General features: G+C 65.8%; 18 protein-coding genes and 1 tRNA gene. 15 read left to right on the forward strand and 4 right to left on the reverse strand.

Going from position 1 to position 24,788, the window contains the following annotated elements; all coding sequences use genetic code 11:
• From BMX96_RS12970 to BMX96_RS12985, 3 genes are all read left to right on the forward strand, one after another.
• The coding region (locus BMX96_RS12970) for an arsenic resistance protein (protein ID WP_175481744.1) at positions 1 to 654 on the forward strand (654 nt) is incomplete at its 5' end.
• A gap of 45 nt (positions 655 to 699) precedes the next feature.
• On the forward strand, positions 700 to 1,122 hold the full coding sequence (locus BMX96_RS12975) for an amino acid synthesis family protein (protein ID WP_236737066.1): 423 nt from the start codon (positions 700 to 702) through the stop codon (positions 1,120 to 1,122).
• A gap of 751 nt (positions 1,123 to 1,873) precedes the next feature.
• A complete protein-coding gene (locus BMX96_RS12985) occupies positions 1,874 to 2,788 on the forward strand; it encodes a LysR family transcriptional regulator (RefSeq protein ID WP_091845893.1) in 915 nt (304 codons plus the stop codon).
• 255 nt (positions 2,789 to 3,043) lie between these two features.
• Here BMX96_RS12985 and BMX96_RS12990 read toward each other — a convergent pair whose 3' ends face one another.
• Positions 3,044 to 3,226: a hypothetical protein gene (locus tag BMX96_RS12990; protein WP_091845894.1), complete on the reverse strand. Its 183-nt coding sequence runs from the start codon at positions 3,224 to 3,226 to the stop codon at positions 3,044 to 3,046.
• A gap of 930 nt (positions 3,227 to 4,156) precedes the next feature.
• Between BMX96_RS12990 and BMX96_RS12995 the strand changes: the two genes are divergently transcribed.
• From BMX96_RS12995 to yghX, 8 genes are all read left to right on the forward strand, one after another.
• A complete protein-coding gene (locus tag BMX96_RS12995; protein ID WP_091846125.1) occupies positions 4,157 to 5,155 on the forward strand; it encodes a TAXI family TRAP transporter solute-binding subunit in 999 nt (332 codons plus the stop codon).
• A 107-nt stretch (positions 5,156 to 5,262) separates the two neighbouring features.
• Entirely contained in the window at positions 5,263 to 7,554 is a 2,292-nt protein-coding gene (locus BMX96_RS13000; RefSeq protein ID WP_091845895.1) for a TRAP transporter permease, read from the forward strand.
• A gap of 80 nt (positions 7,555 to 7,634) precedes the next feature.
• Positions 7,635 to 8,873, forward strand: a complete 1,239-nt coding sequence (locus BMX96_RS13005) for a lytic murein transglycosylase (protein WP_073127717.1) — start codon at positions 7,635 to 7,637, stop codon at positions 8,871 to 8,873.
• Between the two features lie 200 nt (positions 8,874 to 9,073).
• Positions 9,074 to 10,024, forward strand: a complete 951-nt coding sequence (gene phnD, locus BMX96_RS13010) for a phosphate/phosphite/phosphonate ABC transporter substrate-binding protein (RefSeq protein ID WP_091845896.1) — start codon at positions 9,074 to 9,076, stop codon at positions 10,022 to 10,024.
• A 68-nt stretch (positions 10,025 to 10,092) separates the two neighbouring features.
• Positions 10,093 to 10,914, forward strand: a complete 822-nt coding sequence (gene phnC, locus BMX96_RS13015) for a phosphonate ABC transporter ATP-binding protein (protein ID WP_091845897.1) — start codon at positions 10,093 to 10,095, stop codon at positions 10,912 to 10,914.
• Positions 10,911 to 11,714, forward strand: a complete 804-nt coding sequence (gene phnE / locus BMX96_RS13020) for a phosphonate ABC transporter, permease protein PhnE (protein WP_091845898.1) — start codon at positions 10,911 to 10,913, stop codon at positions 11,712 to 11,714. The genes phnC and phnE (BMX96_RS13020) overlap by 4 nt, the downstream gene beginning before the upstream one ends.
• Complete coding sequence (phnE, locus tag BMX96_RS13025) at positions 11,711 to 12,523, forward strand: phosphonate ABC transporter, permease protein PhnE (protein WP_091845899.1); 813 nt, start codon at positions 11,711 to 11,713, stop codon at positions 12,521 to 12,523. Before phnE (BMX96_RS13020) ends, phnE (BMX96_RS13025) begins: the two co-directional genes overlap by 4 nt.
• A gap of 105 nt (positions 12,524 to 12,628) precedes the next feature.
• On the forward strand, positions 12,629 to 13,540 hold the full coding sequence (gene yghX / locus BMX96_RS13030) for a YghX family hydrolase (RefSeq protein WP_091845900.1): 912 nt from the start codon (positions 12,629 to 12,631) through the stop codon (positions 13,538 to 13,540).
• Positions 13,541 to 13,673: 133 nt separating this feature from the next.
• Here yghX and BMX96_RS13035 read toward each other — a convergent pair whose 3' ends face one another.
• Together BMX96_RS13035 and BMX96_RS13040 are read right to left on the reverse strand one after the other, a co-directional pair.
• A complete protein-coding gene (locus BMX96_RS13035) occupies positions 13,674 to 15,062 on the reverse strand; it encodes an NAD-dependent succinate-semialdehyde dehydrogenase (protein WP_091845901.1) in 1,389 nt (462 codons plus the stop codon).
• A 465-nt stretch (positions 15,063 to 15,527) separates the two neighbouring features.
• Positions 15,528 to 15,613 (reverse strand) — tRNA-Leu (locus tag BMX96_RS13040).
• Positions 15,614 to 15,750: 137 nt separating this feature from the next.
• On the opposite strand from BMX96_RS13040, the gene BMX96_RS13045 reads away from it, so the two are divergent.
• Entirely contained in the window at positions 15,751 to 16,728 is a 978-nt protein-coding gene (locus BMX96_RS13045; protein ID WP_091845902.1) for a complex I NDUFA9 subunit family protein, read from the forward strand.
• A gap of 12 nt (positions 16,729 to 16,740) precedes the next feature.
• Here the strand turns inward: BMX96_RS13045 and BMX96_RS13050 are convergent, their stop codons facing one another.
• Positions 16,741 to 17,544 (reverse strand): undecaprenyl-diphosphate phosphatase, encoded by an 804-nt coding sequence (locus tag BMX96_RS13050; RefSeq protein WP_091845903.1) that lies wholly within the window; start codon positions 17,542 to 17,544, stop codon positions 16,741 to 16,743.
• A gap of 214 nt (positions 17,545 to 17,758) precedes the next feature.
• On the opposite strand from BMX96_RS13050, the gene BMX96_RS13055 reads away from it, so the two are divergent.
• The 3 genes from BMX96_RS13055 (at position 17,759) to gltB (ending at position 24,721) form a co-directional block, all read left to right on the forward strand.
• Positions 17,759 to 19,198: an NAD(P)-dependent oxidoreductase gene (locus tag BMX96_RS13055; RefSeq protein WP_091845904.1), complete on the forward strand. Its 1,440-nt coding sequence runs from the start codon at positions 17,759 to 17,761 to the stop codon at positions 19,196 to 19,198.
• A gap of 221 nt (positions 19,199 to 19,419) precedes the next feature.
• A complete protein-coding gene (locus BMX96_RS13060; protein WP_091845905.1) occupies positions 19,420 to 20,262 on the forward strand; it encodes a hypothetical protein in 843 nt (280 codons plus the stop codon).
• Positions 20,183 to 24,721 (forward strand): glutamate synthase large subunit, encoded by a 4,539-nt coding sequence (gltB, locus tag BMX96_RS13065; protein ID WP_091845906.1) that lies wholly within the window; start codon positions 20,183 to 20,185, stop codon positions 24,719 to 24,721. The genes BMX96_RS13060 and gltB overlap by 80 nt, the downstream gene beginning before the upstream one ends.
• The last annotated feature ends 67 nt before the right edge of the window (positions 24,722 to 24,788 follow it).

The following is a 24,788-nucleotide window of genomic DNA, read 5'->3' on the forward strand; positions in this document are numbered from 1 at the left end:
CTGGGCGCAGCACCCTGCACCGCGATGGTGTTCGTCTGGTCGCAGCTGACGCGCGGAGACGAGACCTACACGCTTGTGCAGGTGTCGGTGAACGACCTGATCATGATCGTTGCATTCGCCCCGATCGTGGCGCTGCTGCTCGGCGTGACCGAGATCGCGGTTCCTTGGGAAACCCTCTTGCTCGCGACAGTCCTCTACGTGGTGCTGCCGCTGGCCGCCGGACTGGCGACACGGCGTGTGCTGGGCGGGCCGGACCGGATCGACGCCTTCACCGCCCGGGTAAAGCCCGCCTCGATCATCGGACTGGTGGCAACGGTCGCGATCCTCTTCGGGCTGCAAGGCGGCGCAATCCTGAACCAGCCGCTGACCATCATGCTGATCGCCGTTCCGATCCTGATCCAGAGCTACGGAATCTTCGCGCTTGCCTATGGTGCCGCATGGTGGCTGCGCGTGCCACACAAGATTGCCGCGCCTTGCGCCATGATTGGAACCTCGAATTTCTTCGAGCTGGCCGTTGCCGTGGCGATCAGCCTGTTCGGCCTCAACTCCGGCGCCGCGCTGGCGACCGTGGTCGGCGTCCTTGTAGAGGTCCCCGTGATGCTGTCGCTCGTTGCCATTGCTAATCGAACTCGCGCGCGTTTTCCGGCGGGTTGAAGCCGGCGTTATGCTTCTGTTTTGATATAAGCCCTGAGCGGGCGCTTGGAACAGGATCCATCCCCGCTTTTTGCGATCGGTGCGGACCTGGGGGAGCGCTTCGCGAAGCAGGCTGTCGCGTTGCTGGGCAATGCGCCGGTTTCCTATGGAAAGGCCGCGATCGTCGGGACGTCAGGGGATATGCAACACGGCGACGCGGTGATTCATCCCCGTTTGGATGCGCCGATGCGCGCCGCCTCCGGCGGCGGCGAGGCCGTCATTACGTCTAACTTGAAGGTCGGGGCCGTCGGCACGTCGATCGACCTGCCCCTCGGACACAAGGACAACCCGTGGTCGTTCGATCACTTCGATACGATGACGCTGTGTGTTCCCGACGATCCCGCGCCGCACGAGATCGTCATGTTTCTCGCCTATTCGGATGTTGGACGCCCGATCCCGAGATGCGGGAAAGGACCGGTGTCTACTTAGACAGTTAATGTCTGTTTCGTCCGCATAGCCGACGCTTGATGTCGTCGCAGCGAACGGCCGCTTCCCGCCCTTGGTGACCGGGGTCGCCCACCAGCAGCGAGCGACCACCTTCCGCGTGAACTGGACGTGTCAACTCACGGCCCAATCCGCTGTCTGTCGGCAGTCAATGCCGCAGTCGGTCGATCATGCGGATAGGGATCTCCTAAAGCCAGAACGAGAGGAGCGCCTCGAAACGGAGGGTCCGATTTCATTATCATCCATCACGATTGCGGCTTTTGACGGTGCCTCTTGGACGGGGAGAGCTGCGCGGCCGGCAGGGCATTTTAGGCGGCGCAGATCGATTAACCTCTCAGAAATTCAGAAGCCGTGGATCGGAAAGCAAACGAAATGTCGACGCGCAAACGTCAGCTCCGCGAGCCTCAGGTGGATGCGATTGTCTGCTGACCTATCGGCCTTCGAAGCGCCACGATCGCCTCCTGCCTTTTGCTTCATCGATCGAAGGTTGGGTCGCAAGAACCACATGACCTACGCCTCTTCCAGGAAATAGGAGAGCTGTTCGATGAATCCGAACTTGCGCATCATCGCATCGCCCGCCGGGGATCGGCTGATCTCGCGCAACCTTTCGAGGTCGTGCACCTTGCCGATCAAGCAATGGTGCCGGGCGTTCGGCCGGGCATACTGAAGGGTGACATGAACTGTTTTGTGCGAGTATACCTGCATTATCGTAGTTATCGTTCGATAGGATCGAACAATGATTGATCAGCTCAGAACCATGGCAATCTTTCAGGCGGTGGCCGAGCTTGGATCGTTTCGGCAGGCCGCCAAGACGCTGAACCTGTCGCCGTCAGTGATCAGCCATCACGTTTCGACGCTAGAGGAGCAATTGGGCACGCCGCTGCTCTACCGGTCCACGCGCCGCATCTCGCTGACCGATGCCGGAGCCGAACTCCTGGCGGCCAGTCAACGAATGACTGCCGCCGCTCTGGATGGGCTGTCGGCCGTCCACCGGCGCGCGAAACAGCCCACGGGAACACTGACGATCGCGGCAGCGACCCCGTTCGCGCAGAGCCCCTATGTCGAGGCGTTCACCCGCTTTGCGCAGACCTTCCCCGACGTGCATCTGAAGGTTCAATTGGAAGATAACACCGTTCCTTTGGAGGGATCGAACGTCGATGTGGCCATTCGCGGCCGCATGCACGATCTCGACGACAGCAGCTACAAAGCCCGCAAGCTTGGCATCGTCGAGTTTTGTGTCTTTGCCGCGCCGTCCTACGTCCACGGACGACCTGAGCCGCAGTCTATGGAGGATCTGGCGGATTGGGACTGGATTCAGAGCCCGCCCATTTCCTGGTCTGCATTCGCGACCTTGGCCGACGGGACTGCTCCCACTCGGTCTCCGAGGGTCGTCGCGACCTGCAACAATTTTGCGATGGCTCGAAAGTTCGTCGAAGAAGGTCTTGGGTTCATGATCGAGACCTACCCGCTCGTCGCCGATGACTTTCGCGCGGGGCGGCTGGTCCAACTGGTGCCGCGCGTGACGCTCCGTCCGATCGACGTCTACGCGATCTATCCGTCCAACAGCCCGAAAGATGGGCTCGCGCATCTGTTCGTCGATTTCATGATGGGCCAACCCTGGACCGCGGAGCACAGTTTCGGCGTCCGATGATTGCCCGGTTTCTGGTCGGAGAATGTCATCAAATCATGTGATCCCAATGGCAGCTCTGGTCGCAGTGCGGACCTCGATGCTCGGTTGGATGGGGCTCTCTTTCGACCCCTCATGACGATGGCACCTTCGGCCACTGTTCAGTCCCGGTATGTTTGCCACATCGCTTTCAGAACCCTCCAGAGCGAAGTGAGGGGCCGCCAAACGCCTGTTTCCGGCGTGCAGCGATCGGAAATCGCCTTCAGCAATCCGTTCGATCTAGGACCTCACAGCATCCGCACGACCTTGGCGCACCAGCGTGGCTGCGGTCACGTTATCGAAGGATGGCAGCGGCTCGGTGTCATACTTGGCAACGGCTTTGGCGTGGGAGCCGGTCCAGGCTTCGATGAGTTCGAGAATTTCCGCCGTCACGTCGATTTCGAGGTCGAGATTGGCGGGCATACGGCCCTGCGGGTGCTCCGGCGGCTGATCTGACAGATCAGAGCGTGGCTGGCGGAGCTTCCCGCGAGAGGGCGTGGATTTCTTGGGCGTGCTGGAAACCTCGAGCCGTATCGCGCGGGATAGCAAGAATCTCTACTTCCGAGCATGGTGCTACTCATTCCTGCAAGCCATCCAGGCCGTCAGCGAGATGAGAGGCTCGCAGTGAGCCGCAGGAATGTTCGCATAGCGGACGAACACGGTTTGCGGACACCCCCTATACCTTTAGGCTACGCGTGGCAGCCCGTGGCGGTTCATGGCATTTTTCGATGGCTCACCTTCTTGCTCGACGGTCCGGCTGCGGTAGCGCGCTGATCTCGGGCTTGATCTGCCTGAGATCCTTCGTCTGCTCTGGCTTCATACACAAAGAGAAAACCGCTATCAGATGCAGGCTGGAAAGCTAACGCCCCAAACGGTGCCAGAAGACGAGACGCGAAAAGCTTTGCGCTAACTTGGCGAAAAGCTTTCCGCCAAGACAGTAGCCTAACTCATTGAAATCAAATGAGGTGAGGCGACGCATTACGCGCGCGCCTACAGAAAAAATCAGCCGAACGCCCCTGATCGGGACGCGATCGCTCGGTTGGCCGGATTCACCCGTTTGCTTGTGTGGCCCTCGCCTGTGACCTAGCGGGCACAGTTGCCTTGCGAAGCAACTGAGGGTTGGTCGACGCCACGGGCTCACGACTGATGCGCGCAATTATCTGTCCGGCTGTACCGATGATGGCGCAATCATGCTTCGAATCTCTTGCCATGTTCCGCATTTGGCCCATTTCTTGCGTCTGCATGGTGGGCCGCCAAGCGGACCTGCCGCAAATCGTCCTGCCCGTGTGTCGCCGCGGCACCGAATACGCCGAAGCGGGAACGGGACGGACCGGAAGAACCAAGGGAGAAGACATGACAACTGCGAACGTGATCCAGGTCGCCGCGATCGGGCTGAGCCTGACGGCAACCACCGCCTTCGCCGCCGAGCACGAGAACCGTGAAGGCTGGCCCGAAAGCTTCACCGTCGGCACCGCCTCGCAAGGCGGCACCTACTTCGCCTACGGCTCGGGCTGGGCCAACCTGGTCGCCGAAGAGCTGGGCCTGACCGGCGGCGGCGAAGTCACTGGCGGCCCGATGCAGAACATGGCGCTGGTCCACACCGGCGAGGCGCAGTTCGGCATGACCACCATGGGCCCCGCGGCGGAATCGCTGGAAGGCACCAACCCCATCGCGCCGGGCCTGCAGATGACCAATGCCTGCGCCATGTTCCCGATGTATCAGACGCCCTTCAGCGTGACCGCGCTGTCGTCGTCGGGCATCGAGTCGGTCTCGGACATCCCCGAGGGCGCGCGGATCGGCTTCGGCCCCGCCGGCTCGACCTCGGACACCTACTTCCCGCGCATGATGGAAGAGCTGGGCGTCGACTTCGAGCGTCGCAACGGCGGTTGGTCCGACCTGGGCGGCCAGCTGCAGGACGGCCTTCTGGACGTGATCGCCTTCGCGGCGGGCGTGCCGGTGCCGGCGGTCAGCCAGCTGGAAGTGCAGACCGACGTGAACATCATCGAGTTCACCGAGGAAGAGCAGCAGACCATCCTGGATGCCTTCCCCGTGTCGCAGTTCGAGATCGCGGCCGACACCTACACCACGCTGGAAGAGCCCGCGCGTTCGGTGTCCATGTGGAACTTCGCCATCGCCAACTGCGACCTGCCCGCCAGCTTCGTGAAGGCGGTCGTGGACGTGGTCATGTCGGATAACGAGCGGATGGTGAACATCCACCGCGCGGCTTCGTCGACGCTGCCCGAGAACTGGGACAAGAACACCGTGATGAAATGGCATCCCGGTGCGGCCGAGTGGTTCATGGAAAACGCCGATGCGGATATTTCCGAGGACATGATCTACTCGAACATGTAAAAAGACGGATACGTCGCTAAGATCGCGCCGTGCCCCGAGAGGGGCGCGGCGTTATAGTATCGGGGGCCGCGATGGCCCCCCGGCATGACCTGAAGGGGAGAAGGCGCATGTCCCAATCGAGCGAAACCGGCCGGACCGAGGAAATCGACGAGGTTCTCGAACCCGTCTTTGCCGAAGGCGTCGACGAAGAACCGGTCGAACCCAATCGCCGCGATTTCTCGGGCAATCTCGCCGTTTTCGCCGCCGTGGTGGCCGGGCTCTACGCGGCGTTCCACATGGCCGCGCTGAACGGCGTTTCGATCTCGGACTACACGGGGATCGAGCTGCCGTTCCTGCCGCAATTCCCGCTCGAAACCTGGAATTTCCGCATCGTGCACATCGCGGGTGCGCTGGTCCTGGGCTTCCTTTTCTTCGCCGCGCACCGGTTCCCCGACGAGGGCGAGACCGCGCCGACCCGCACGCTGAGCCTTGCGGGATACGTGCTGTTCATCCCGCTGGTCGTGTCGGTGTGGACGGTGCTGCAGTTCATCCTCCTGATGAACAGCGGCGAGTTGCCCGAGATGGGCGGCCTGACCACCTGGGCCGCGTTCCCCGGCACCGAGATCTTCGCGCAGGAGGTCTGGGGCTTCGGCATCCCGCTGCTGATCGCCACCTTCGGCGGCATCGCCCTGGGCTGGTTCGAACGGCAGCCCCGCGGGCGCGTCGCCACCTCGGACATCGTCATGGGCCTGTGCGGCGTCGTGGTCGCGATGTACCTGATCCCGATCTACTCGACCGCCGCGCGCAACTCGGTCGGGACGTCCTTCGTGCCCATCGGCGTGGCCTTCGCCGCCACCGCCGGATCGGCCCTCATCCTCGAACTGACCCGCCGGGTCGCGGGCCTGGCGCTGGTCATCATCGCCGGGATCTTCCTGATCTACACCTTTACCGCGCACCTGATGCCCGGCATCCTCGCGGTGCAGTCCGCCTACACCTGGCAGCGGTTCTTCGGGCACGTCTATTCCGATGCGGGCATCCTCGGGCCGACCACGGCGGTCAGCTCGACCTACATCATCCTGTTCATCATCTTCGCCGCTTTCCTGCAGGCGTCGAAGGTCGGTGATTACTTCATCAACTTCGCCTTCGCCGCCGCCGGGCGCGCGCGGGGCGGCCCGGCGAAGGTCGCGATCTTCGCGTCCGGCCTCATGGGCATGATCAACGGCACCAGCGCGGGCAACGTGGTCGCCACCGGCAGCCTGACGATCCCGCTGATGAAGAAGGTGGGCTACAAGAAGGAAACCGCCGGCGCGATCGAGGCCGGCGCCTCGACCGGCGGGCAGATCATGCCGCCGATCATGGGCGCGGGCGCCTTCATCATGGCCGAGATCACGGGCATCCCCTACACCGAGATCGCCTTCGCCGCGATCATCCCGGCGGTTCTGTATTTCGTGTCGATCTACTTCATGGTCGATTTCGAGGCCGCCAAGCTGGGCATGCGCGGGATGCGCGAGGACGAGCTGCCGCGCCTCAAGGCGATGGTGAAGCGGGTCTACCTGTTCGTGCCGATCATCATCCTGATCGCCGCGCTGTTCATGGGCTACTCGGTGATCCGGGCGGGCACGCTGGCCACCATCGCCGCCGCCGTCGTCAGCTGGCTGACACCGGTGCGCATGGGGCCGCGCGCGATCTTTCGGGCGTTCGAGCTTGCCGGTCTCATGTCGATCCAGATCATCGCGGTCTGTGCGGCTGCGGGCATCATCGTGGGCGTCATCAGCCTGACCGGGATCGGCGCGCGCTTCTCGGCGCTGCTGCTGAACCTGGCCGGGCTCAGCCAGCTTCTGGCGCTGATGTTCGCCATGTGCATCGCGATCCTGCTGGGGATGGGGATGCCGACCACGGCGGCCTATGCGGTGGCTGCGTCGGTGGTCGCGCCGGGCCTGGTCGAGATCGGGATCCCGCAGCTGACGGCGCATTTCTTCGTGTTCTATTTCGCCGTCGTCTCGGCCATCACGCCACCCGTGGCGCTGGCCAGTTACGCGGCGGCTGGGATCTCGGGGGCGAACCCCATGTCGACCTCGGTCGCGTCCTTCAAGATCGGCATCGCGGCCTTCATCGTGCCCTTCATGTTCTTCTACAACAGCGCGCTTCTGATGGATGGCGGCGTGATCGAGGTGCTGCGCGCGGGCGCCACCGTGGTCTTCGGGGTCTTCCTGCTGAGCGCCGGGGTGCAGGGATGGTTCCTGGGTTCGCGTCCGCCATGGTTCCTGCGTGCGGGGCTCGTCGTGGCGGCCCTGTTCATGATCGAGGGCGGCATCGTGACCGACCTGATCGGCGTGGGCGCGGCGGTCGCGGTGTTCCTGGCGCAGCGGGTATTCTCGCCCGCGCCGGACGCGCAGATCGGGGTGCGCGGCGCGGACTGACCGCCGCTCCTGCCGGGGGTTGAGCGAGGACGGGGCGCGACCTAGGGTTGCGCCCTGTTCCCGTTCAGCGAAGGTTTGCCATGTTCCGCCAGATCCTTGCCGCCGCCCTGATGGGCCTCACCCTCGTCGCGCCGGCGGTGGCGCAGGACCGCGCCGCGGTCGAGCGGCAATTCCAGTCCTGGCTGTCCGACACCATCTGGCCTGCCGCCCGGCGCGCCGGCGTGTCGCGCGAGACCTTTCAAAGCGCCTTCGGCGGCGTGCGGCTGGACTGGGACCTGCCCGACCTGGTGCCGCCGGGCAGCACGACCGGCCCGCGCCGACAGCGGCAGGCCGAGTTCGGCAATCCCGGACGCTATTTCAACCGCGGGTCCGTCGATGGCGCGACCTCGGTCGGGCGGCAGATGGCACGCACCCATGCCAATACGCTGGCCGCGGTGACGCGCGCCACGGGCGTGCCGGGACATATCATCCTGGGCATCTGGGGGCGCGAGTCGGGTTATGGTCGCGTGGACATCCCCCACGACGCTTTCCGGGTGCTGGGAACCAAGGGCTTCATGTCGCGCCGCGCGGAGTATTTCACCGGCGAATTGCTGGCCGCCCTGCGCATCGCCGAGGCGGGGCACGCGCCGCCGGGTGCCATGAAAAGCAGCTGGGCCGGCGCGCTGGGCCAGCCGCAATTCATGCCGTCGAACTTTCTTGAGTATGCCGCGGACGGCAATGGCGACGGGCGGGCGGATATCTGGCGGTCCGAGGCCGACACCATCGCGTCCATCGGCAACTACCTTGCGCGGCACGGCTGGCAGGCGGGCCGCGACTGGGGCTTCGAGGTGCGGGTGCCCGATGCGGTCTCCTGCGCGCTGGAGGGGCCAGACCGGGCGCGGCCCATCGCCGACTGGGTGGCCGCCGGGGTCACCCGCGTGTCGGGCCGGCCCTTCCCGGACCACGAGCTGCGCCAGCCCGGATCGCTTCTGATGCCGGCGGGCCGGTACGGCCCGGCCTTCATCGTCACCCCGAATTTCTACGTGCTGAAGGATTACAACAACAGCGACCTCTACGCGCTGTTCGTGGGGCACGTGGGCGACCGGATCGCCTATGGCGTCGGCGACTTCACCGGGCGCTGGGGCGATGTCGGGGGGCTCATGCGCTCGGACGTGGCGGCGATGCAGCGCGGGCTCGAGGCGCTGGGCCACGACGTGGGCGGCGCCGACGGGCTGGCGGGGTTCAAGACGCGCCGCTCCATCGGGGCGTGGCAGCAGGCGAACGGCCGTGCGCCCACCTGTTTCCCGGATGCCGGGCTGGTGCGCGCCCTGGCGCGGTGATCCGCGGTCTGCACCGGGCCGGAATTTCCGCGTGGCCCTTTTTCGCGGCAGACGGCCTGCGGACCTGCCCAAATGATTGCCACTCGGACAATTCGCGGCGTAGGCTCGGGCCCAAGGTCCGGCGAATGTCGCAGGCAGTGTCATCTGCCCGTTGCATTCCGCCCCTAGAAGGCCGCCACACACCAAGTCTGGGGAGACACATGAAGACCATCACCACATTCGCCGCCATCGCCGCCCTGATGACCGCCGTGCCGGCCCATGCCGAGTTCCAGCTGGGCGACCGCTACTCCGACGAGGACGGCGACCTGATCGCCGACATTCCGACCGACGAGTCCGAGCTGCTCGACCCGAGCACGCTGATCTTCGCCTATACCCCGGTCGAGGATCCGGCCGTCTACGCCGAGGTCTGGCAGGGTTTCCTGGACCACATGTCCGAGGTCACCGGCAAGAACGTGCAGTTCTTCCCGGTCAATTCGAACGCCGCCCAGATCGAGGCGATGCGCGCCGGCCGCCTGCACGTGGCGGGCTTCAACACCGGGTCGAACCCGCTGGCCGTGGCCTGCGCGGGCTTCCGTCCCTTCGCCATGATGGCGGCCGAGGACGGGTCTTTCGGTTACGAGATGGAGATCATCACCTATCCCGGCTCCGGCATCAGCGAGGTCGCAGACCTCGAGGGCAAGTCGCTGGCCTTCACCTCGGAGACGTCGAACTCGGGCTTCAAGGCGCCGTCGGCGATTCTCAAGGCCGAATTCGGCCTGGTCGCGGGCGAGGATTTCGAGACCGCGTTCTCGGGCGCGCATGACGCGTCGATCCTCGGCGTGGCGAACCAGGACTACATCGCCGCGTCGATCGCCAACTCGGTCAAGGACCGGATGCTGGATCGCGAAGTGGTGACACCCGACCAGATCGAGGTCGTGTACCAGTCGCAGACCTTCCCGACCACGGCCTACGGCACCGTCTACAACCTGACGCCCGAATTGCAGGACGCCATCCGCGAGGCGTTCTTCAGCTACGACTGGGAAGGCACCGCGCTGGCCGAGGAATTCGGTCGCAACGGCGAGGACAAGTTCATCGAGATCACCTTCCAGGAAAACTGGGAAGTGATCCGCACCATCGACGAGGCCAACGGCGTCTCCTACGACTGCAACTGAGCCACGACACACGTCAAACAGGGACGGGCGGCACCGGCCGCCCGTTTCGTCATTCGAAGGATGTCCGAATGCTTCATCTCGAGGGGCTGTCGAAAAGCTATGCCGGGGGCGACCCGGCCCTGAGCGATGTGACCCTGACCGTGCCCAAGGGCGAGATCCTGGGCCTGATCGGCCCGTCGGGTGCCGGTAAATCCACGCTGATCCGCTGCATCAACAGGCTGGTCGAGCCCACCACGGGCGCCGTGCGGCTGGGCGACGAGGATCTGGCGCAGCTGGGCAAGGCCGACCTGCGCCGTGCGCGCCGCCGCATCGGGATGATCTTCCAGGAATACGCGCTGGTCGAACGGCTGACGGTTATGGAGAACGTGCTGTCGGGGCGGTTGGGCTACGTGCCGTTCTGGCGCAGCTTCCTGCGCCGCTATCCGGCGCGCGACGTGCAGCAGGCCTACCGGCTGCTGGACCGCGTGGGCCTGATGGACAAGGCCGACAGCCGCGCCGACGCCCTGTCGGGCGGTCAGCGGCAGCGGGTCGGCATCGCCCGCGCGCTGGCGCAGGAGCCCGAGCTTCTGCTGGTCGACGAACCCACCGCCAGCCTGGATCCCAAGACATCGCGCCAGATCATGCGGCTGATCACCGAGATCTGCCAGGAACGCGGCCTGCCCGCCATCGTGAACATCCACGACGTGCCGCTGGCGCAGCAGTTCATGCAGCGCATCGTGGGCCTGCGGGCCGGCCGCATCGTGTTCGACGGCGCACCGTCCGAGCTGACCGAGGACGCGCTGACCACGATCTACGGCGCCGAGGACTGGAACGCCATGCGCAAGGGCGATGCCGACCAGGCCGAGGCCGAGGCCGACGCGCAGCGCCGGCTCGAGGCCATCGCGCAATGAGCACGTCCTATCCCACGACGTGGCGCCGCCCGCCGCAGCTGATCAAGTCGGCGCGGCTGCGCTATGCCATCCAGTTCGCCATCGCGCTTTACCTCGCCGTCGCCATCGGCACGCTCGAGGTCGACTGGGCCCGCGTCGCCGCCGGGCTGGAGCGCGGCGGCCGTTTCGCCGCCGGGTTCCTTCAGCCCGATTTCGTCAGCCGCTGGGGCGATATCTCGCGCGGGCTGGTGGAAAGTCTGACCATGACGCTGACCTCGACGGTGGTCGGCGTTCTGCTGTCGGTGCCGGTTGGCATCGGCGCGGCGTCGAACATCGCGCCGGCGCCCATCTACTTCGTCTGCCGCAGCATCATCGCCGTCAGCCGCGCCCTGCAGGAGATCATCATCGCGATCTTCCTGGTGGCCATGTTCGGCTTCGGGCCGTTCGCCGGCTTCCTGACCCTGTCCTTCGCCACCATCGGCTTCCTGGCGAAACTGCTGGCCGACGACATCGAGGAGATCGAGCCGGGCCAGGTCGAGGCGGTCCGCTCCACCGGCGCATCTTGGTGGCAGATGGTCAACTACTCGGTCCAGCCGCAGGTGATGCCGCGGCTGATCGGCCTGTCGCTCTATCGGCTCGACATCAATTTCCGCGAAAGCGCGGTGATCGGGATCGTCGGCGCGGGCGGCATCGGCGCCACCCTGAACACGGCCATCGACCGCTATGAATACGACAGCGCTGGCGCGATCCTTCTGCTGATCATCGCCATCGTCATGGTGGCGGAATACGGGTCGAGCTATCTGCGGAAGTTCCTGCAATGACCACGACCGATACATACAGCGCCGTCTGGCAGCGCCGTACGCCCCGCAAGCGCCTGCTGATCTGGACCGGGTGGGTGGCGCTGGTCGCGTTGTTCGTCTGGTGCTGGCAGCTGATGACCGAGAACACGATCTGGGCCTTCGTGACCGACGCGCCCCGGCAGGCCGCCGATATCGGCGCGCGGATGTGGCCGCTGGAATGGGGCTACCTGCCCGAGCTGATGGGGCCGCTGTGGGACACCATCAACATCGCCACGCTCGGCACGATCGGCGGGGTCATCATGGCGGTGCCCGTGGCATTCCTGGCCGCCCGCAACACCACGCCATCGGCGACGATCCTGCGGCCCATCGCGCTGTTCATCATCGTGGCGTCGCGGTCGATCAATTCGCTGATCTGGGCGCTGCTCCTGGTGGCGATCATCGGGCCGGGCCTGCTGGCCGGGATCGTGGCGATCGCGCTGCGCTCGATCGGGTTCGTGGGCAAGCTGCTCTACGAGGCCATCGAAGAGACCGACCGCCGCCAGATCGAGGCCGTGCGCGCCACCGGCGCGGGCGGGTTGCAGGTGCTGAGCTACGGGATCGTGCCGCAGATCATGCCGGCCTTCTGGGGGATTTCCGTCTTTCGCTGGGATATCAACATCCGCGAAAGCACGATCCTGGGCCTTGTCGGCGCGGGCGGCATCGGCCTGAAGCTGAACGCGTCGATCAACACCCTGTCGTGGGACGAGGTCGCGGTGATCCTGCTTCTGATCCTGGGCACCGTCGTGGTCAGCGAATGGGTGTCGGCCAAGCTGCGGCGCGCGATCATCTGAGGTGTCCGGGCGCAGTATCGTCGCGCCCGGCACACGAAAACGCGATGAAGCCCCGCGCGAGTCTCTGCGTAAGCTGTTCCTGCGTTTTCGGCAGGGAGTCTCGCCATGAATGAGCAATCACCGCAGCGCCGCCTGACCGCGGCGGATTTCGACCAGGATCTCCTGGATCTCTACGACTACTACGCGCACGGAAAGATCTCGAAGCGCGAGTTCCTGGACCGGGCCGGGAAATGGGCCGTGGGCGGGCTGACCGCCGCGGCCATCCTGAACACCTTGTCGCCGAACTACGCGCTGGCGCAGCAGGTGGCGCACGACGACCCGGATATCAGCGGCGAGGATATCGTCTATTCCAGCCCCAACGGCACCGGCGACATCTCCGCCTACCTGGTGCGCCCGGCCGAGATCGACCCCGACAACCCGCCCGCGGCGGTCCTGGTCGTGCACGAGAACCGCGGGCTCAACCCCTATATCCGCGACGTGGTGCGCCGGCTGGCCAAGGCCGGGTTCATCGCCATGGGGCCGGACGGCCTGTCGTCGCTGGGCGGCTATCCCGGCACCGACGACGAGGGCCGCGAGATGCAGCGTAGCCTCGACCAGCAGGCGCTGCTGAACGACTTCTTCGCGGGGTTCGAATACCTGCAGGCGCTCGACGGCACCAACGACAAGGTCGGTGCCACGGGCTTCTGCTACGGCGGTGGCGTGGTGAACCGGCTTGCCGTCGCCTATCCGGAGATGGCGGCGGGTGTGCCGTTCTACGGGTCTTTCCCGGATGCCGCGCAGGTCGCCGACATCCAGGCGCCGCTGATGGTGCAGCTTGCCGCGCTGGACGGGCGGATCAACGCCATGTGGCCGCCGTTCCAGCTGGCGATGGAGGAAAACGACAAGCGATACGAGGCGCATATCTATCCCGGCGTGAACCACGGCTTCCACAACGACACCACGCCGCGCTACGACGCCGCTGCCGCGCAACTGGCCGAGGAGCGCATGATCGCCTGGTTCCGCACCTACATGGCGTAGGGCGGGCGGCACAGAGGATGTCGGGAGCCCCGCGTCGCACAGTGCCGACGCGCGCCTTCGCGGCGCGCGCCGGTTCGCCCTATCGACGCCGGCGGGGCGGCGCCGAAGGGGCAGATGTTCGTTTCGAGACGGCTTACGCGGCGTCTTGCGCGTCCATCACGTAGACCGACTTGGCGTTGACGAATTCCTTCATGCCGAAGCCGCCGTGCTCGCGGCCATAACCCGAATCCTTCACGCCGCCAAAGGGCATGTTCGGGATCGCGATGTTGAACCCGTTGACCGAGACCATGCCGGTGTCGAAGCGCTCGGACGCGAGCTTGCGCGCCCGTGCCTCGTCGGTCGAGAAGATCCCGCCGCCAAGGCCGTAGCGGCTGTCGTTGGCGATCCGCATGGCGTCTTCGTCGTCTTCGGCCTTGATGACCGAGGCGACCGGCCCGAACAGCTCGTCGTCATAGGCCGGCTGCCCGGGCTTCACGTCGACGAGGACGGTGGCCGGGTAGTAGGCGCCCGTCCGGTCCGGGACCGAGCCGCCGACGATGGCGCGCGCGCCCTTCTCGACGCTTTCGTCCACTTGGCTCGCCAGCTTGTCGCGCAGGTCGTCGCGCGCCATCGGCCCGAGCTTCGTGTTCTCGTCGGTGGGGTCGCCCAACTCGATGGCGCTCATCTTCTCGGCATAGCGCTCGACGAAGGCGTCGTAGTTCTTCGCCGTCACGATGAAGCGCTTGGCGTTCACGCAGGTCTGGCCGTTGTTGTAGAGCCGCCCGTTGACGCAGGCGTCCACCGCCACGTCGAGATCGGCGTCGTCCAGCACGATGTAGGCGTCGTTCGACCCCAGCTCGAGCACGGTCTTCTTCAGGTTCTCACCGGCCTTGGCGGCCACGATGCGGCCCGCGCCATCACTGCCCGTCAGCGTCACGCCTCGGACGAGATCGTTCTCGATCACCTTGTCGGACTGGTCGTGGTCGATGATCAGCACGGTGAAAAGGTCCTTGGGCAGGCCGGCCGCCTCGAACACGCGCTTCAGGAACAGGCCCGACCCGGTGCAGTTCTCGGCGTGCTTCAGAAGCACGCCGTTGCCGGCCATGAGGTTGGCGATGGCATAGCGCACGGCCTGGTAGCAGGGGAAGTTCCACGGCTGGATGCCGTAGATCACCCCGATCGGCTCGTAGCTGACGACACCCGTGCCGCCGGGAATGTCACGCTCTTCGTCTGCCAGCTCACCGGGGCCGTTCTCGGCCGTGTAGTCGCAGATGGCGGCGCAGAGCTCGACCTCCTGCTGGCTGTCGCCGATGAGCTTGCCGACTTCGCGGGTCATCAGCTGTGCGAACTCGTCCTTGTTGGCGCGAAGCTCCTCGCCGATGGCGCGGATGACTTTGGCGCGGTCCTCGGCTGGCTTCTGCTGCCATTGCAGGAATGCGTCATGACAGGCCTGTACCGCGTTCTTCACGGCGTCGTCGGTCATCAGGTCATAGGTTTCGATCGGTTCTTCGGTCGCTGGATTGACTGTGGTGATCTGGTTCATCACGGACTTCCTTTCCGTCTGCGGTCGCTTGGGTTCGGCAACGTGTGCCTTCCGGAAAGTTTCCATTTACGTGGCGATCTGTGATCGCTTCGGTCCATCGCGGTCGGCAAATGCTCCCACGATCGCGACACGGCGGAAGGGTCCCGTCGCCTTGTTGCGATAGGCCATTCGCCAAGCGGCGATGGCGCCACCAGGGCTCCCGCAAGTGATCCGTTGCACCGGTTCTTGCAGCAGTACCGTAGGGGCGGCAGCGCAGTCGCAGCGGCGCGCGAGGCCGACCATGTCCTCGATGGAGCCTGAAACCTCAGGCGCGGAATGGTGCGCCTGATGATTCTGGAATATGTTCCGGGTGACGCGGGGCCCTGCCTCGACGGATGTGCTGGGTGATCCCTGACACCGCGCCATGTACGACTGTCACGCCGTCCCGAGGCGAAACTCGGGGGCAAAAGCATTACATGGGGGAATTGGTGCCCAGGAGAGGACTCGAACCTCCACGTCCATACGGACACTAGCACCTGAAGCTAGCGCGTCTACCATTCCGCCACCTGGGCCGGTGTCGTGAGGCGCCGTCTAAAGCCGCTCGCGGGGGGTGTCAACGCCAAACAGACGGGCAATTTCGAATTGCGGCTTGTGCGGTGAGGGCAGGCGTCCTACACCCTCAGACGCTCACCCACGAAGGAATGTCGCCATGGCAAAACTGGTCACGATCATCGGGGGATCCGGCTTCGTCGGACGCTACATCGCGCACCGGATGGCAAGCCTTGGCTGGCGTGTCCGCGTCGCCTGCCGCCATCCGCACGAGGCGCATTTCGTCCGCCAGTACGGCGTCGTCGGCCAGGTCGAGCCAATCTTCTGCAACATCCGCGACGACAATTCCGTGCGCGCCGTCGTGGCCGCAGCCGACGCGGTGGTGAATTGCGTGGGCATCCTGGCAGAGGGCGGCAAGCAGACCTTCGCGGCACTGCAGCAGGACGGCGCGGCGCGGATCGCGCGCCTGTCGGCCGAGGAGAACGTGGGCCGCCTCGTGCAGATCTCGGCCATCGGCGCCGACGAGAACAGCCCCAGCGCATACGCCCGCACCAAGGCCGCCGGCGAGCGGGCGGTGCAGGAGGCGTTCCCGGGCGCGGTGATCCTGCGTCCGTCAATCATCTTCGGCCCCGAGGACGAGTTCTTCAACCGCTTCGCCACCATGTCGATCCTGTCGCCCTTCGTGCCGCTGGTGAACGGCGGGGTGAAGTTCCAGCCGGTCTATGTGGACGACGTGGCCAAGGCCGCCGAGCTGGCTTTGCTGGGCAAGGCCGAGCCGGGAATCTACGGGCTGGGCGGGCCGGACGTGAACACCTTCCGCGAGCTCATGTCCGAGATGCTGTCGGTGATCCGCCGCCGCCGGCTGATCGTCTCGGCACCGCTGTGGCTGGGCCGGATCATGGGCAGCGGGTTCGACCTGCTGAAGACCATGAGCTTCGGGCTGATCCGCGGGCCGCTCAGCCGCGACCAGGTCGAGAACCTGTCCCGCGACAACGTGGTGGGCGAGGGGGTCAGGACCTTCGCCGATCTCGGGATCGAGCCCACGGCGACCGAGGCGGTGCTGCCCGACTACCTGTGGCGCTTCCGCCCCTCGGGCCAGTATGCCGCGATCAAGGAAAGCGCGCGCAACCTGCGCTGAGGCGCGGGCCGCTTAGGTATAGGCGATCCAAAGCAGCAGCGTGCCCAGGCACAGGCGGTAGATCACGTAAGGCGTGAAGCTGACCGAGCGCAGCAGGCGGAACATCAGCTTCAGCGCGACGAAGGCGGCGACGAACGAGAAGACCGCCACCAGCACCATGTCGCGTGCCATGTCCATGTCGGCCTGCGACGCCACGTCCAGCGACAGCAACAGCCCCGAGGCCGCGATCACCGGCACGGACATCAGCATCGACAGGCGTGCCGCGTCGGTGCGATCGTAGCCCAGCTTGCGGCCCGCGGTGATGGTGATGCCCGACCGTGACGTGCCGGGGATCAGCGCCAGGATCTGCGCACATCCCATGATCAGTGCGTCGGACAGCCGCCAGCGTTCGGCCGAACGGTCGCGGCCTCCGGTATGATCGGCCCAGTAGAGCAGCAGGCCGAAGACGATGGTCGACCATCCCACGACGGCGGTCGAGCGCAGCGCGTCATCCAGCCCGGAAAGCTTCAAGAGCAGCCCGGCCAGCAGCACCGGCACCGTGGCGATGGCCAGACACAGGGCCAGCCACGCGTTCTGCCCGTCGATGCGACCGCGCAACAAGGGCGGAATGCCGGCAACGGCACGCCCCACGTCCTGGCGGAACACCCAGATCACCGCGCCAAGGGTGCCCACATGCGCCGCCACGTCCACGGCGAGGCCCTGATCGTCAAGGCCGGTCAGGCGCGGCAGCAGAATCAGGTGGCCGGATGAAGAGACCGGCAGGAACTCGGTCACGCCCTGGACGAGGGCAACCAGAAACAGGTGAAAAATGGGCATGGGGCTGGTTCGCTGGTGCGGTTGCGCGCAGAATAGGCGCGGGTGCCGCACAGGAAAGCGAAATATTGGGTCCGATTCGGACATTATTTCAGCTGCGAGCGCCCCGGTGCGGCGAAAAAACACGCCAAGAAACCTCAAATAGGTCAGTATATATGTCTTTTATTTGATCCGGCATGGTTGTAAGGCGGTGCGACCGAAATTCGGAGGATCGTTCGTGGCCAAGCAACCGATGCTGAAATTCGTGAATGTCGCGCGGGACATGCCCGAAAAGCGGCCCCCCGATCTGCGGCGCGGGGACTTCAACGAGATCTACGGCGAATACGCGCGCGAGAAGGCGGCCGAGCAGTCCGGACGGTGTTCGCAATGCGGCGTGCCCTACTGCCAGTCCCACTGCCCGCTGCACAACAACATTCCCGATTGGCTGCGCCTCACCGCCGAGGGCCGCCTGCAGGAAGCCTACGAGGTCAGCCAGGCCACCAACACCTTCCCCGAGATCTGCGGCCGCATCTGCCCGCAGGACCGGCTGTGCGAAGGCAACTGCGTGATCGAGCAGTCGGGCCACGGCACCGTCACCATCGGCGCGGTCGAGAAATACATCACCGACACCGCGTGGGATGAAGGTTGGGTGAAGCCGATCACCAACGGAGGCGAGCGCAAGGAAAAGGTCGCCATCATCGGTGCCGGGCCGGGCGGCCTGGCCGCGGCCGACATGCTGCGGCGCGAGGGCGTGCAAGTGACCGTCTACGACCGCTATGACCGCGCGGGCGGGCTGATGACCTACGGCATCCCCGGCTTCAAGCTGGAGAAGGACGTGGTGATGAAGCGCATCGCCCAGCTGGAAGAGGGCGGCGTCGACTTCAAGCTGAACACCGACGTGGGCACCGACATCACCTTCGCCGAGATCCGCGACGGTTTCGACGCGGTGCTGATCGCCACGGGCGTCTACAAGACCCGCGACCTGCAGGCGCCGGGCGTCGGGGCCGAGGGCATCGTGAACGCCATCGATTTCCTCACCGCCAGCAACCGCAAGAGCTTTGGTGACGCGGTGCCGGAATTCGACTCGGGCGAGCTGAACGCCGAGGGTAAGCGCGTGGTCGTCATCGGTGGCGGCGACACGGCCATGGACTGCGTCCGCACATCGATCCGGCAGGGCGCGACGTCTGTGAAATGTCTCTACCGCCGCGACCGCGAGAACATGCCCGGCTCCCAGCGCGAGGTTCAGAACGCCGAGGAAGAAGGTGTCGAGTTCGTCTGGCTGAGCGCGCCCAAGGGCTTCACCGGCGAGCGGGTCGAGGGCGTGATGGTGTCGAAGATGCGCCTGGGCCAGCCCGACGCCACCGGCCGCCAGGTGCCCGAGCTGATCGAGGGCGCGGACTACGTGGAAGAGGCCGACCTTGTCATCAAGGCGCTGGGGTTCGAGCCCGAGGACCTGCCCAAGCTCTGGGGCGTCGACGGGCTGGAAGTCACGCGCTGGGGCACGGTGCTGGCCGATTTCCAGACTCACGAGACGTCGCTGCCCGGCGTATACGCGTGCGGCGACATCCAGCGCGGCGCGTCGCTGGTGGTCTGGGCCATTCGCGACGGGCGCGAGGCGGCACAGGCCATCCTGGCGCAGCTCGCGGGCAAGACCATGGCCCCCGTCGCCGCGGAATAGGCGCGGTCGAGGGGGCGCTGCCCCCGCTGCTGCGCAGCCCCCGGAGGTATTTGGGGAAAGATGAAGCAGGGGCGCCGGCACGGATCGGCGACCTTTCGGAATTGACAGAAACGATGCGGCCACTGCAGGAAAAAGGAGTGGACCGATCTGGTGCGCACGGGTCCCGTAAAGGGCAGGCGCTGGCGGGACGGACGACTGGATTATGACGCCAAGGGACAGCCATGAAGCACCTAGAGCCCTGTTACGACAGGGACGGTCTGCGCCTCTGGCACAGGCCGGGCGACGGTCCTTACCTCTTCGTGGTTTTTTCGGGTGTTGGGACCAATCATGCGGCACAGGTGCAGCCGGAGTTCATGCGCTTCTTCCGCGAGACGCCGCAGCATTCTGCGCTTTTCGTGGCGGACGATTCCCGCAGCTGGCTGAATGCGCCGGGACTGATCGACTTGGTCGGCGGTCGGGTCGAGGCGATCCGTGCCGCCCGGCCGGATATTCTTCGGGTTGTGACGCTGGGAAATTCCATGGGCGGCTTTTCGGCCATCGCCATAGCGCCGCTGCTGGGCGCGCAGACGGCGATCGCCTTCACGCCGCAGGTGTCGGTCCATCCCGAAGTGGTTCCGGGCGAGCGCCGCTGGCGACGCTTCCGTTCGGCCATCACGGATTGGCGGGTCAGGACGCTCGATCTAGCCGCGGCCGAGGAGACATTACATTTCGTCTTCCACGGCGCGCACCCGGCAGAGCGTCGGCACTGGGAGCCCGTCCCGCTGCTGCCCCACGTGCACCACTACATATTTCCGGATCATTCACACTTCCTTGTGCGTCCGATGAAAGAGGCCGGACTTCTGCACCCGATCGTCGCCCATGCCGCAGCCAGGCGGCCGCGCCGCGTGCGGCAATGCGTCGAGCGGATGGGCGGGATGAAAGGGTTACATTTCGAGCGGCGGGAGGCGATGACCCGCGCCGCATCTTCGAGAGAGGACACGACCGATGACCAAGTACGATGCCGAATGGGTGGCCCGCGAGGAAGCCAAGCGCGCCTATATGGCCGAGCATTCCCTGTATCGTGACGATGACGAGCACGCGTCCTGCGGCGTGGGCCTGGTCGTCGACAAGGCCGGCAAGCCGTCGCGCCGCGTGGTGCAGGCGGGCATCGACGCGCTGAAGGCGATCTGGCACCGTGGCGCGGTCGACGCCGACGGCATGACCGGCGACGGCGCCGGCATCCACGTGCAGATCCCGTTCAAGTTCTTCGGCGAACAGGTCGAGCGCACGGGCCACGCGCTGCGCGATGAATTACTGGCCGTGGGCCAGGTGTTCCTGCCGCGCACCGATTTCGGCGCGCAGGAGATCTGCCGGACCATCGTCGAGACCGAAGTCCTGCGCATGGGCTACTACATCTATGGCTGGCGCCACGTGCCGGTCGACACCTCGGTCTTGGGCGAGAAGGCCAACGCCACCCGCCCCGAGATCGAGCAGATCCTGATCTCGAACGCCAAGGGCGTGGACGAGGAGACATTCGAGCGCGAGCTCTACGTCATCCGCCGCCGGATCGAGAAGGCATCGGCCGCCGCAGGCGTGCGCGACCTGTATCTTGCATCGCTGAGCTGTCGGTCGGTCATCTACAAGGGCATGATGCTGGCCGAGCAGGTGGCCGAGTTCTATCCCGACCTGAAGGACGACCGGTTCGAGAGCGCCTTCGCCATCTACCACCAGCGCTATTCGACCAACACCTTCCCGCAGTGGTGGCTGGCCCAGCCGTTCCGCATGCTGGCCCATAACGGCGAGATCAACACGCTGAAGGGCAACCTGAACTGGATGAAGAGCCACGAGATCCGGATGGCGTCGGCCGCCTTCGGGGACATGGCCGACGACATCAAGCCCATCGTGGCGCAGGGGTCCAGCGACTCGGCCGCGCTGGATTCGGTCTTCGAGGTGCTCGTCCGCGCGGGCCGCAACGCGCCCATGGCCAAGACCATGCTGGTGCCCGAGTCGTGGTCGAAGCAGGCCGACGAGTTGCCCGAGGCGTGGCGCGACATGTATTCCTACTGCAACTCGGTCATGGAGCCGTGGGACGGCCCCGCCGCGCTGGCCATGACCGACGGGCGCTGGGTCTGCGCCGGGCTCGACCGCAACGGCTTGCGCCCCATGCGCTATGTCGTGACCGCCGACAACCTCGTGATCGCGGGATCCGAGGCGGGCATGGTGCCCATTGACGAATCCGGCATCGTCGAGAAGGGCGCGCTGGGCCCCGGCCAGATGCTGGCCATCGACATGCAGGAGGGCCAGCTCTTCCACGACGTCGAGATCAAGGACAAGCTGGCCGCCGCGCAGCCCTTCGGCGAATGGGTCGGCAAGATCGTCGAGCTGGATGCCGACCTGGCCCGCGCGACCGAGCGCCCCGTCTTCTCGGGGGCCGAGCTGCGCCGCCGCCAGATCAGCGCGGGTTACACCATGGAAGAGCTCGAGCAGATCCTCGCGCCCATGGCCGAGGACGGGAAGGAAACGCTGGCGTCCATGGGCGACGACACGCCCTCGGCGGTGCTGAGCGAGAAGTACCGCCCGCTGAGCCATTTCTTCCGCCAGAACTTCAGCCAGGTGACGAACCCGCCGATCGACAGCTTGCGCGAATTCCGGGTGATGAGCCTGAAGACCCGGTTCGGCAACCTCAAGAACGTGCTGGACGAAAGCAGCAGCCAGACCGAGATCATCGTGCTGGACAGCCCCTTCGTGGGCAACGCGCAGTTCGACCGCATGGTCGAGTCGTTCAACGCGCCCATGGTCGAGATCGACTGCACCTTCGAGGCGGGCCAGGGGCCCGGCACGCTGACCCAGGGTTTGCGGCGCATCCGCGAGGCGGCGGAAGAGGCCGTGCGCTCGGGCTCGGGCCACCTGGTGCTGTCGGATGCCAAGGCCTCGGAAGATCGCGTGCCCATGCCGATGATCCTGGCGACCTCGGCCGTGCACAGCTGGCTGACCAAGCAGGGGCTGCGCACCTTCTGTTCGCTGAACGTGCGCTCGGCCGAATGCATCGACCCGCATTACTTCGCCGTGCTGATCGGCTGCGGCGCGACCACGGTGAACGCCTATCTCGCCGAGGACAGCCTGGCCGACCGGATCGAGCGCGGTCTGCTGGACTGTTCGCTGACCGAGGCGGTCGCGCGCTACCGCGCCGCCATCGACGCGGGCCTTCTGAAGATCATGGCCAAGATGGGGATCAGCGTGATCTCGTCCTATCGCGGCGGGCTGAACTTCGAGGCGGTGGGCCTGAGCCGCGCCATGTGCGCCGAGTATTTCCCCGGCATGCACAGCCGCATCAGCGGCATCGGCGTCAACGGCATCCAGCGCAAGGTCGAGGAGATCCACGCCCGCGGCTTCCGCGGCGGACAGGACGTGCTGCCGATCGGCGGCTTCTACAAGGCGCGCCGCTCGGGCGAGCAGCACGCCTGGGAAGCGACGACCATGCACATGCTGCAAATGGCCTGCAACACGGCGTCCTACCAGACGTGGAAGCAGTTCTCGGCCAAGATGCGGGGCGCCAAGCCGATCCACCTGCGCGATCTCATGGACTTCAAGGCGCTGGGCAAGCCCGTGCCCATCGAAGAGGTCGAAAGCATCACCTCGATCCGCAAGCGGTTCGTGACGCCGGGCATGTCGCTGGGCGCCCTGTCGCCCGAGGCGCACCGGACGCTGTCGATCGCCATGAACCGGATCGGTGCCAAGTCGGACAGCGGCGAGGGGGGCGAGAGCCCCGAGGATTTCACCCCCGAGCCCAATGGCGACAACGCGTCGGCGAAGATCAAGCAGGTGGCGTCGGGCCGCTTCGGCGTGACGGCGGAATACCTGCTGCATTGCGAAGAGCTGGAGATCAAGGTGGCCCAGGGCGCCAAGCCCGGCGAGGGCGGCCAGCTTCCGGGCATGAAGGTGACCAAGCTGATCGCCAAGCTGCGGCACTCGACCCCCGGCGTGACCCTGATCTCGCCGCCGCCGCACCACGACATCTACTCGATCGAGGACCTGGCGCAGCTGATCTACGACCTCAAGCAGATCAACCCGCGCGCCAAGGTGACGGTGAAGCTGGTCGCGTCCTCGGGTGTCGGCACCATCGCGGCCGGGGTGGCGAAGGCGAAGGCCGACGTGATCCTGATCTCGGGCCATAACGGCGGCACCGGCGCGTCGCCCGCGACGTCGATCAAGTACGCGGGCCTGCCGTGGGAGATGGGGCTGACCGAAGCGCACCACGTTCTGGCCATGAACAACCTGCGCTCGCGCGTGACGCTGCGCACCGATGGCGGACTGCGTACGGGGCGCGACATCGTCATGGCGGCGATGATGGGAGCCGAGGAATACGGCATCGGCACCGCCGCGCTGATCGCCATGGGCTGCATCATGGTGCGCCAGTGTCAGTCGAACACCTGCCCGGTGGGCGTCTGCACCCAGGACGACGCGCTGCGCGAGAAGTTCACGGGCAACGCCGACAAGGTGGTGAACCTCATCACCTTCTACGCCCAGGAGGTCCGTGAGATCCTGGCGTCGATCGGCGCACGTTCGCTGGACGAGGTGATCGGCCGGGCCGACCTGCTGAGCCAGGTCAGCAGGGGCAGCGCGCACCTGGACGACCTGGACCTGAACCCGCTGCTGATCACCGTCGATGGCGCGGACAAGATCGTCTATGACCGCGACCGCCCGCGCAACGCCGTGCTGGACACGCTGGACGTCGAGATCGTGCGCGACGCGCAGCGGTTCCTCGAGGACGGCGAGAAGATGCAGCTGAGCTATGCCGTGCGCAACACTCACAGGACCGTGGGCACGCGCACGTCCAGCCACATCGTCAAGCGGTTCGGAATGCGCAACCACGGCCTGCAGGACGACCACTTGCACGTGAAGCTGACGGGCAGCGCGGGGCAGTCGCTGGCTGCCTTCGCGGCCCCGGGTCTGAAGATCGAGGTCTCGGGCGACGCCAACGACTATGTCGGCAAGGGTCTGTCGGGCGGCACAGTGGTGGTGCGCCCGCCCATGATCAGCCCGCTGGTCGCGTCCGACAACACGATCATCGGCAACACCGTGCTTTATGGTGCTACGAGCGGCTACCTTTTCGCAGCCGGCCGCGCGGGCGAACGGTTCGCCGTCCGCAACTCGGGCGCGCACACGGTGATCGAGGGCTGCGGCTCCAACGGGTGCGAATACATGACCGGCGGCGTCGCCGTGATCCTGGGGGCGATCGGCGCCAATTTCGGCGCGGGCATGACGGGCGGGATGGCGTATATCTACGACCCCGAGGGCCGATCGCCGATCATGATGAACGCCGAGACCCTGGTGACCTGCCCGGTCGCGTCGGACTTCTACGAGGCCGAGCTGAAGGGCCTGATCGAGCGCCACGCCGAGGAAACCGGCAGCCGTCGCGCGAAGGAGATCCTGCAACACTGGGAGACCGAGCTGGCCAACTTCACGCAGGTTTGCCCGAAGGAAATGCTGGACAAGCTCGAGCATCCGCTGGGCACCGAGGTGCAGGCGGTTCCGGCCGAGTGATCTGATCGGCCTCCGGCCGACTCTGAACCCAATCAAGCGCGCGCGCCCCGGACCAAATCCGGGGCGC

Origin of the sequence: Palleronia pelagia, from assembly GCF_900110115.1 — a bacterium.
Lineage (GTDB): Bacteria > Pseudomonadota > Alphaproteobacteria > Rhodobacterales > Rhodobacteraceae > Palleronia > Palleronia pelagia.

Coding starts and splice junctions, on each gene's coding strand:
- BMX96_RS12985 (WP_091845893.1), top strand. CDS start 1,874: ATGATTGATCAGCTCAGAACCATGGCAATCTTTCAGGCGGTGGCCGAG.
- BMX96_RS12990 (WP_091845894.1), bottom strand. CDS start 3,226: ATGCCCGCCAATCTCGACCTCGAAATCGACGTGACGGCGGAAATTCTC.
- BMX96_RS12995 (WP_091846125.1), top strand. CDS start 4,157: ATGACAACTGCGAACGTGATCCAGGTCGCCGCGATCGGGCTGAGCCTG.
- BMX96_RS13000 (WP_091845895.1), top strand. CDS start 5,263: ATGTCCCAATCGAGCGAAACCGGCCGGACCGAGGAAATCGACGAGGTT.
- BMX96_RS13005 (WP_073127717.1), top strand. CDS start 7,635: ATGTTCCGCCAGATCCTTGCCGCCGCCCTGATGGGCCTCACCCTCGTC.
- phnD (WP_091845896.1), top strand. CDS start 9,074: ATGAAGACCATCACCACATTCGCCGCCATCGCCGCCCTGATGACCGCC.
- phnC (WP_091845897.1), top strand. CDS start 10,093: ATGCTTCATCTCGAGGGGCTGTCGAAAAGCTATGCCGGGGGCGACCCG.
- phnE (WP_091845898.1), top strand. CDS start 10,911: ATGAGCACGTCCTATCCCACGACGTGGCGCCGCCCGCCGCAGCTGATC.
- phnE (WP_091845899.1), top strand. CDS start 11,711: ATGACCACGACCGATACATACAGCGCCGTCTGGCAGCGCCGTACGCCC.
- yghX (WP_091845900.1), top strand. CDS start 12,629: ATGAATGAGCAATCACCGCAGCGCCGCCTGACCGCGGCGGATTTCGAC.
- BMX96_RS13035 (WP_091845901.1), bottom strand. CDS start 15,062: ATGAACCAGATCACCACAGTCAATCCAGCGACCGAAGAACCGATCGAA.
- BMX96_RS13045 (WP_091845902.1), top strand. CDS start 15,751: ATGGCAAAACTGGTCACGATCATCGGGGGATCCGGCTTCGTCGGACGC.
- BMX96_RS13050 (WP_091845903.1), bottom strand. CDS start 17,544: ATGCCCATTTTTCACCTGTTTCTGGTTGCCCTCGTCCAGGGCGTGACC.
- BMX96_RS13060 (WP_091845905.1), top strand. CDS start 19,420: ATGAAGCACCTAGAGCCCTGTTACGACAGGGACGGTCTGCGCCTCTGG.
- gltB (WP_091845906.1), top strand. CDS start 20,183: ATGACCAAGTACGATGCCGAATGGGTGGCCCGCGAGGAAGCCAAGCGC.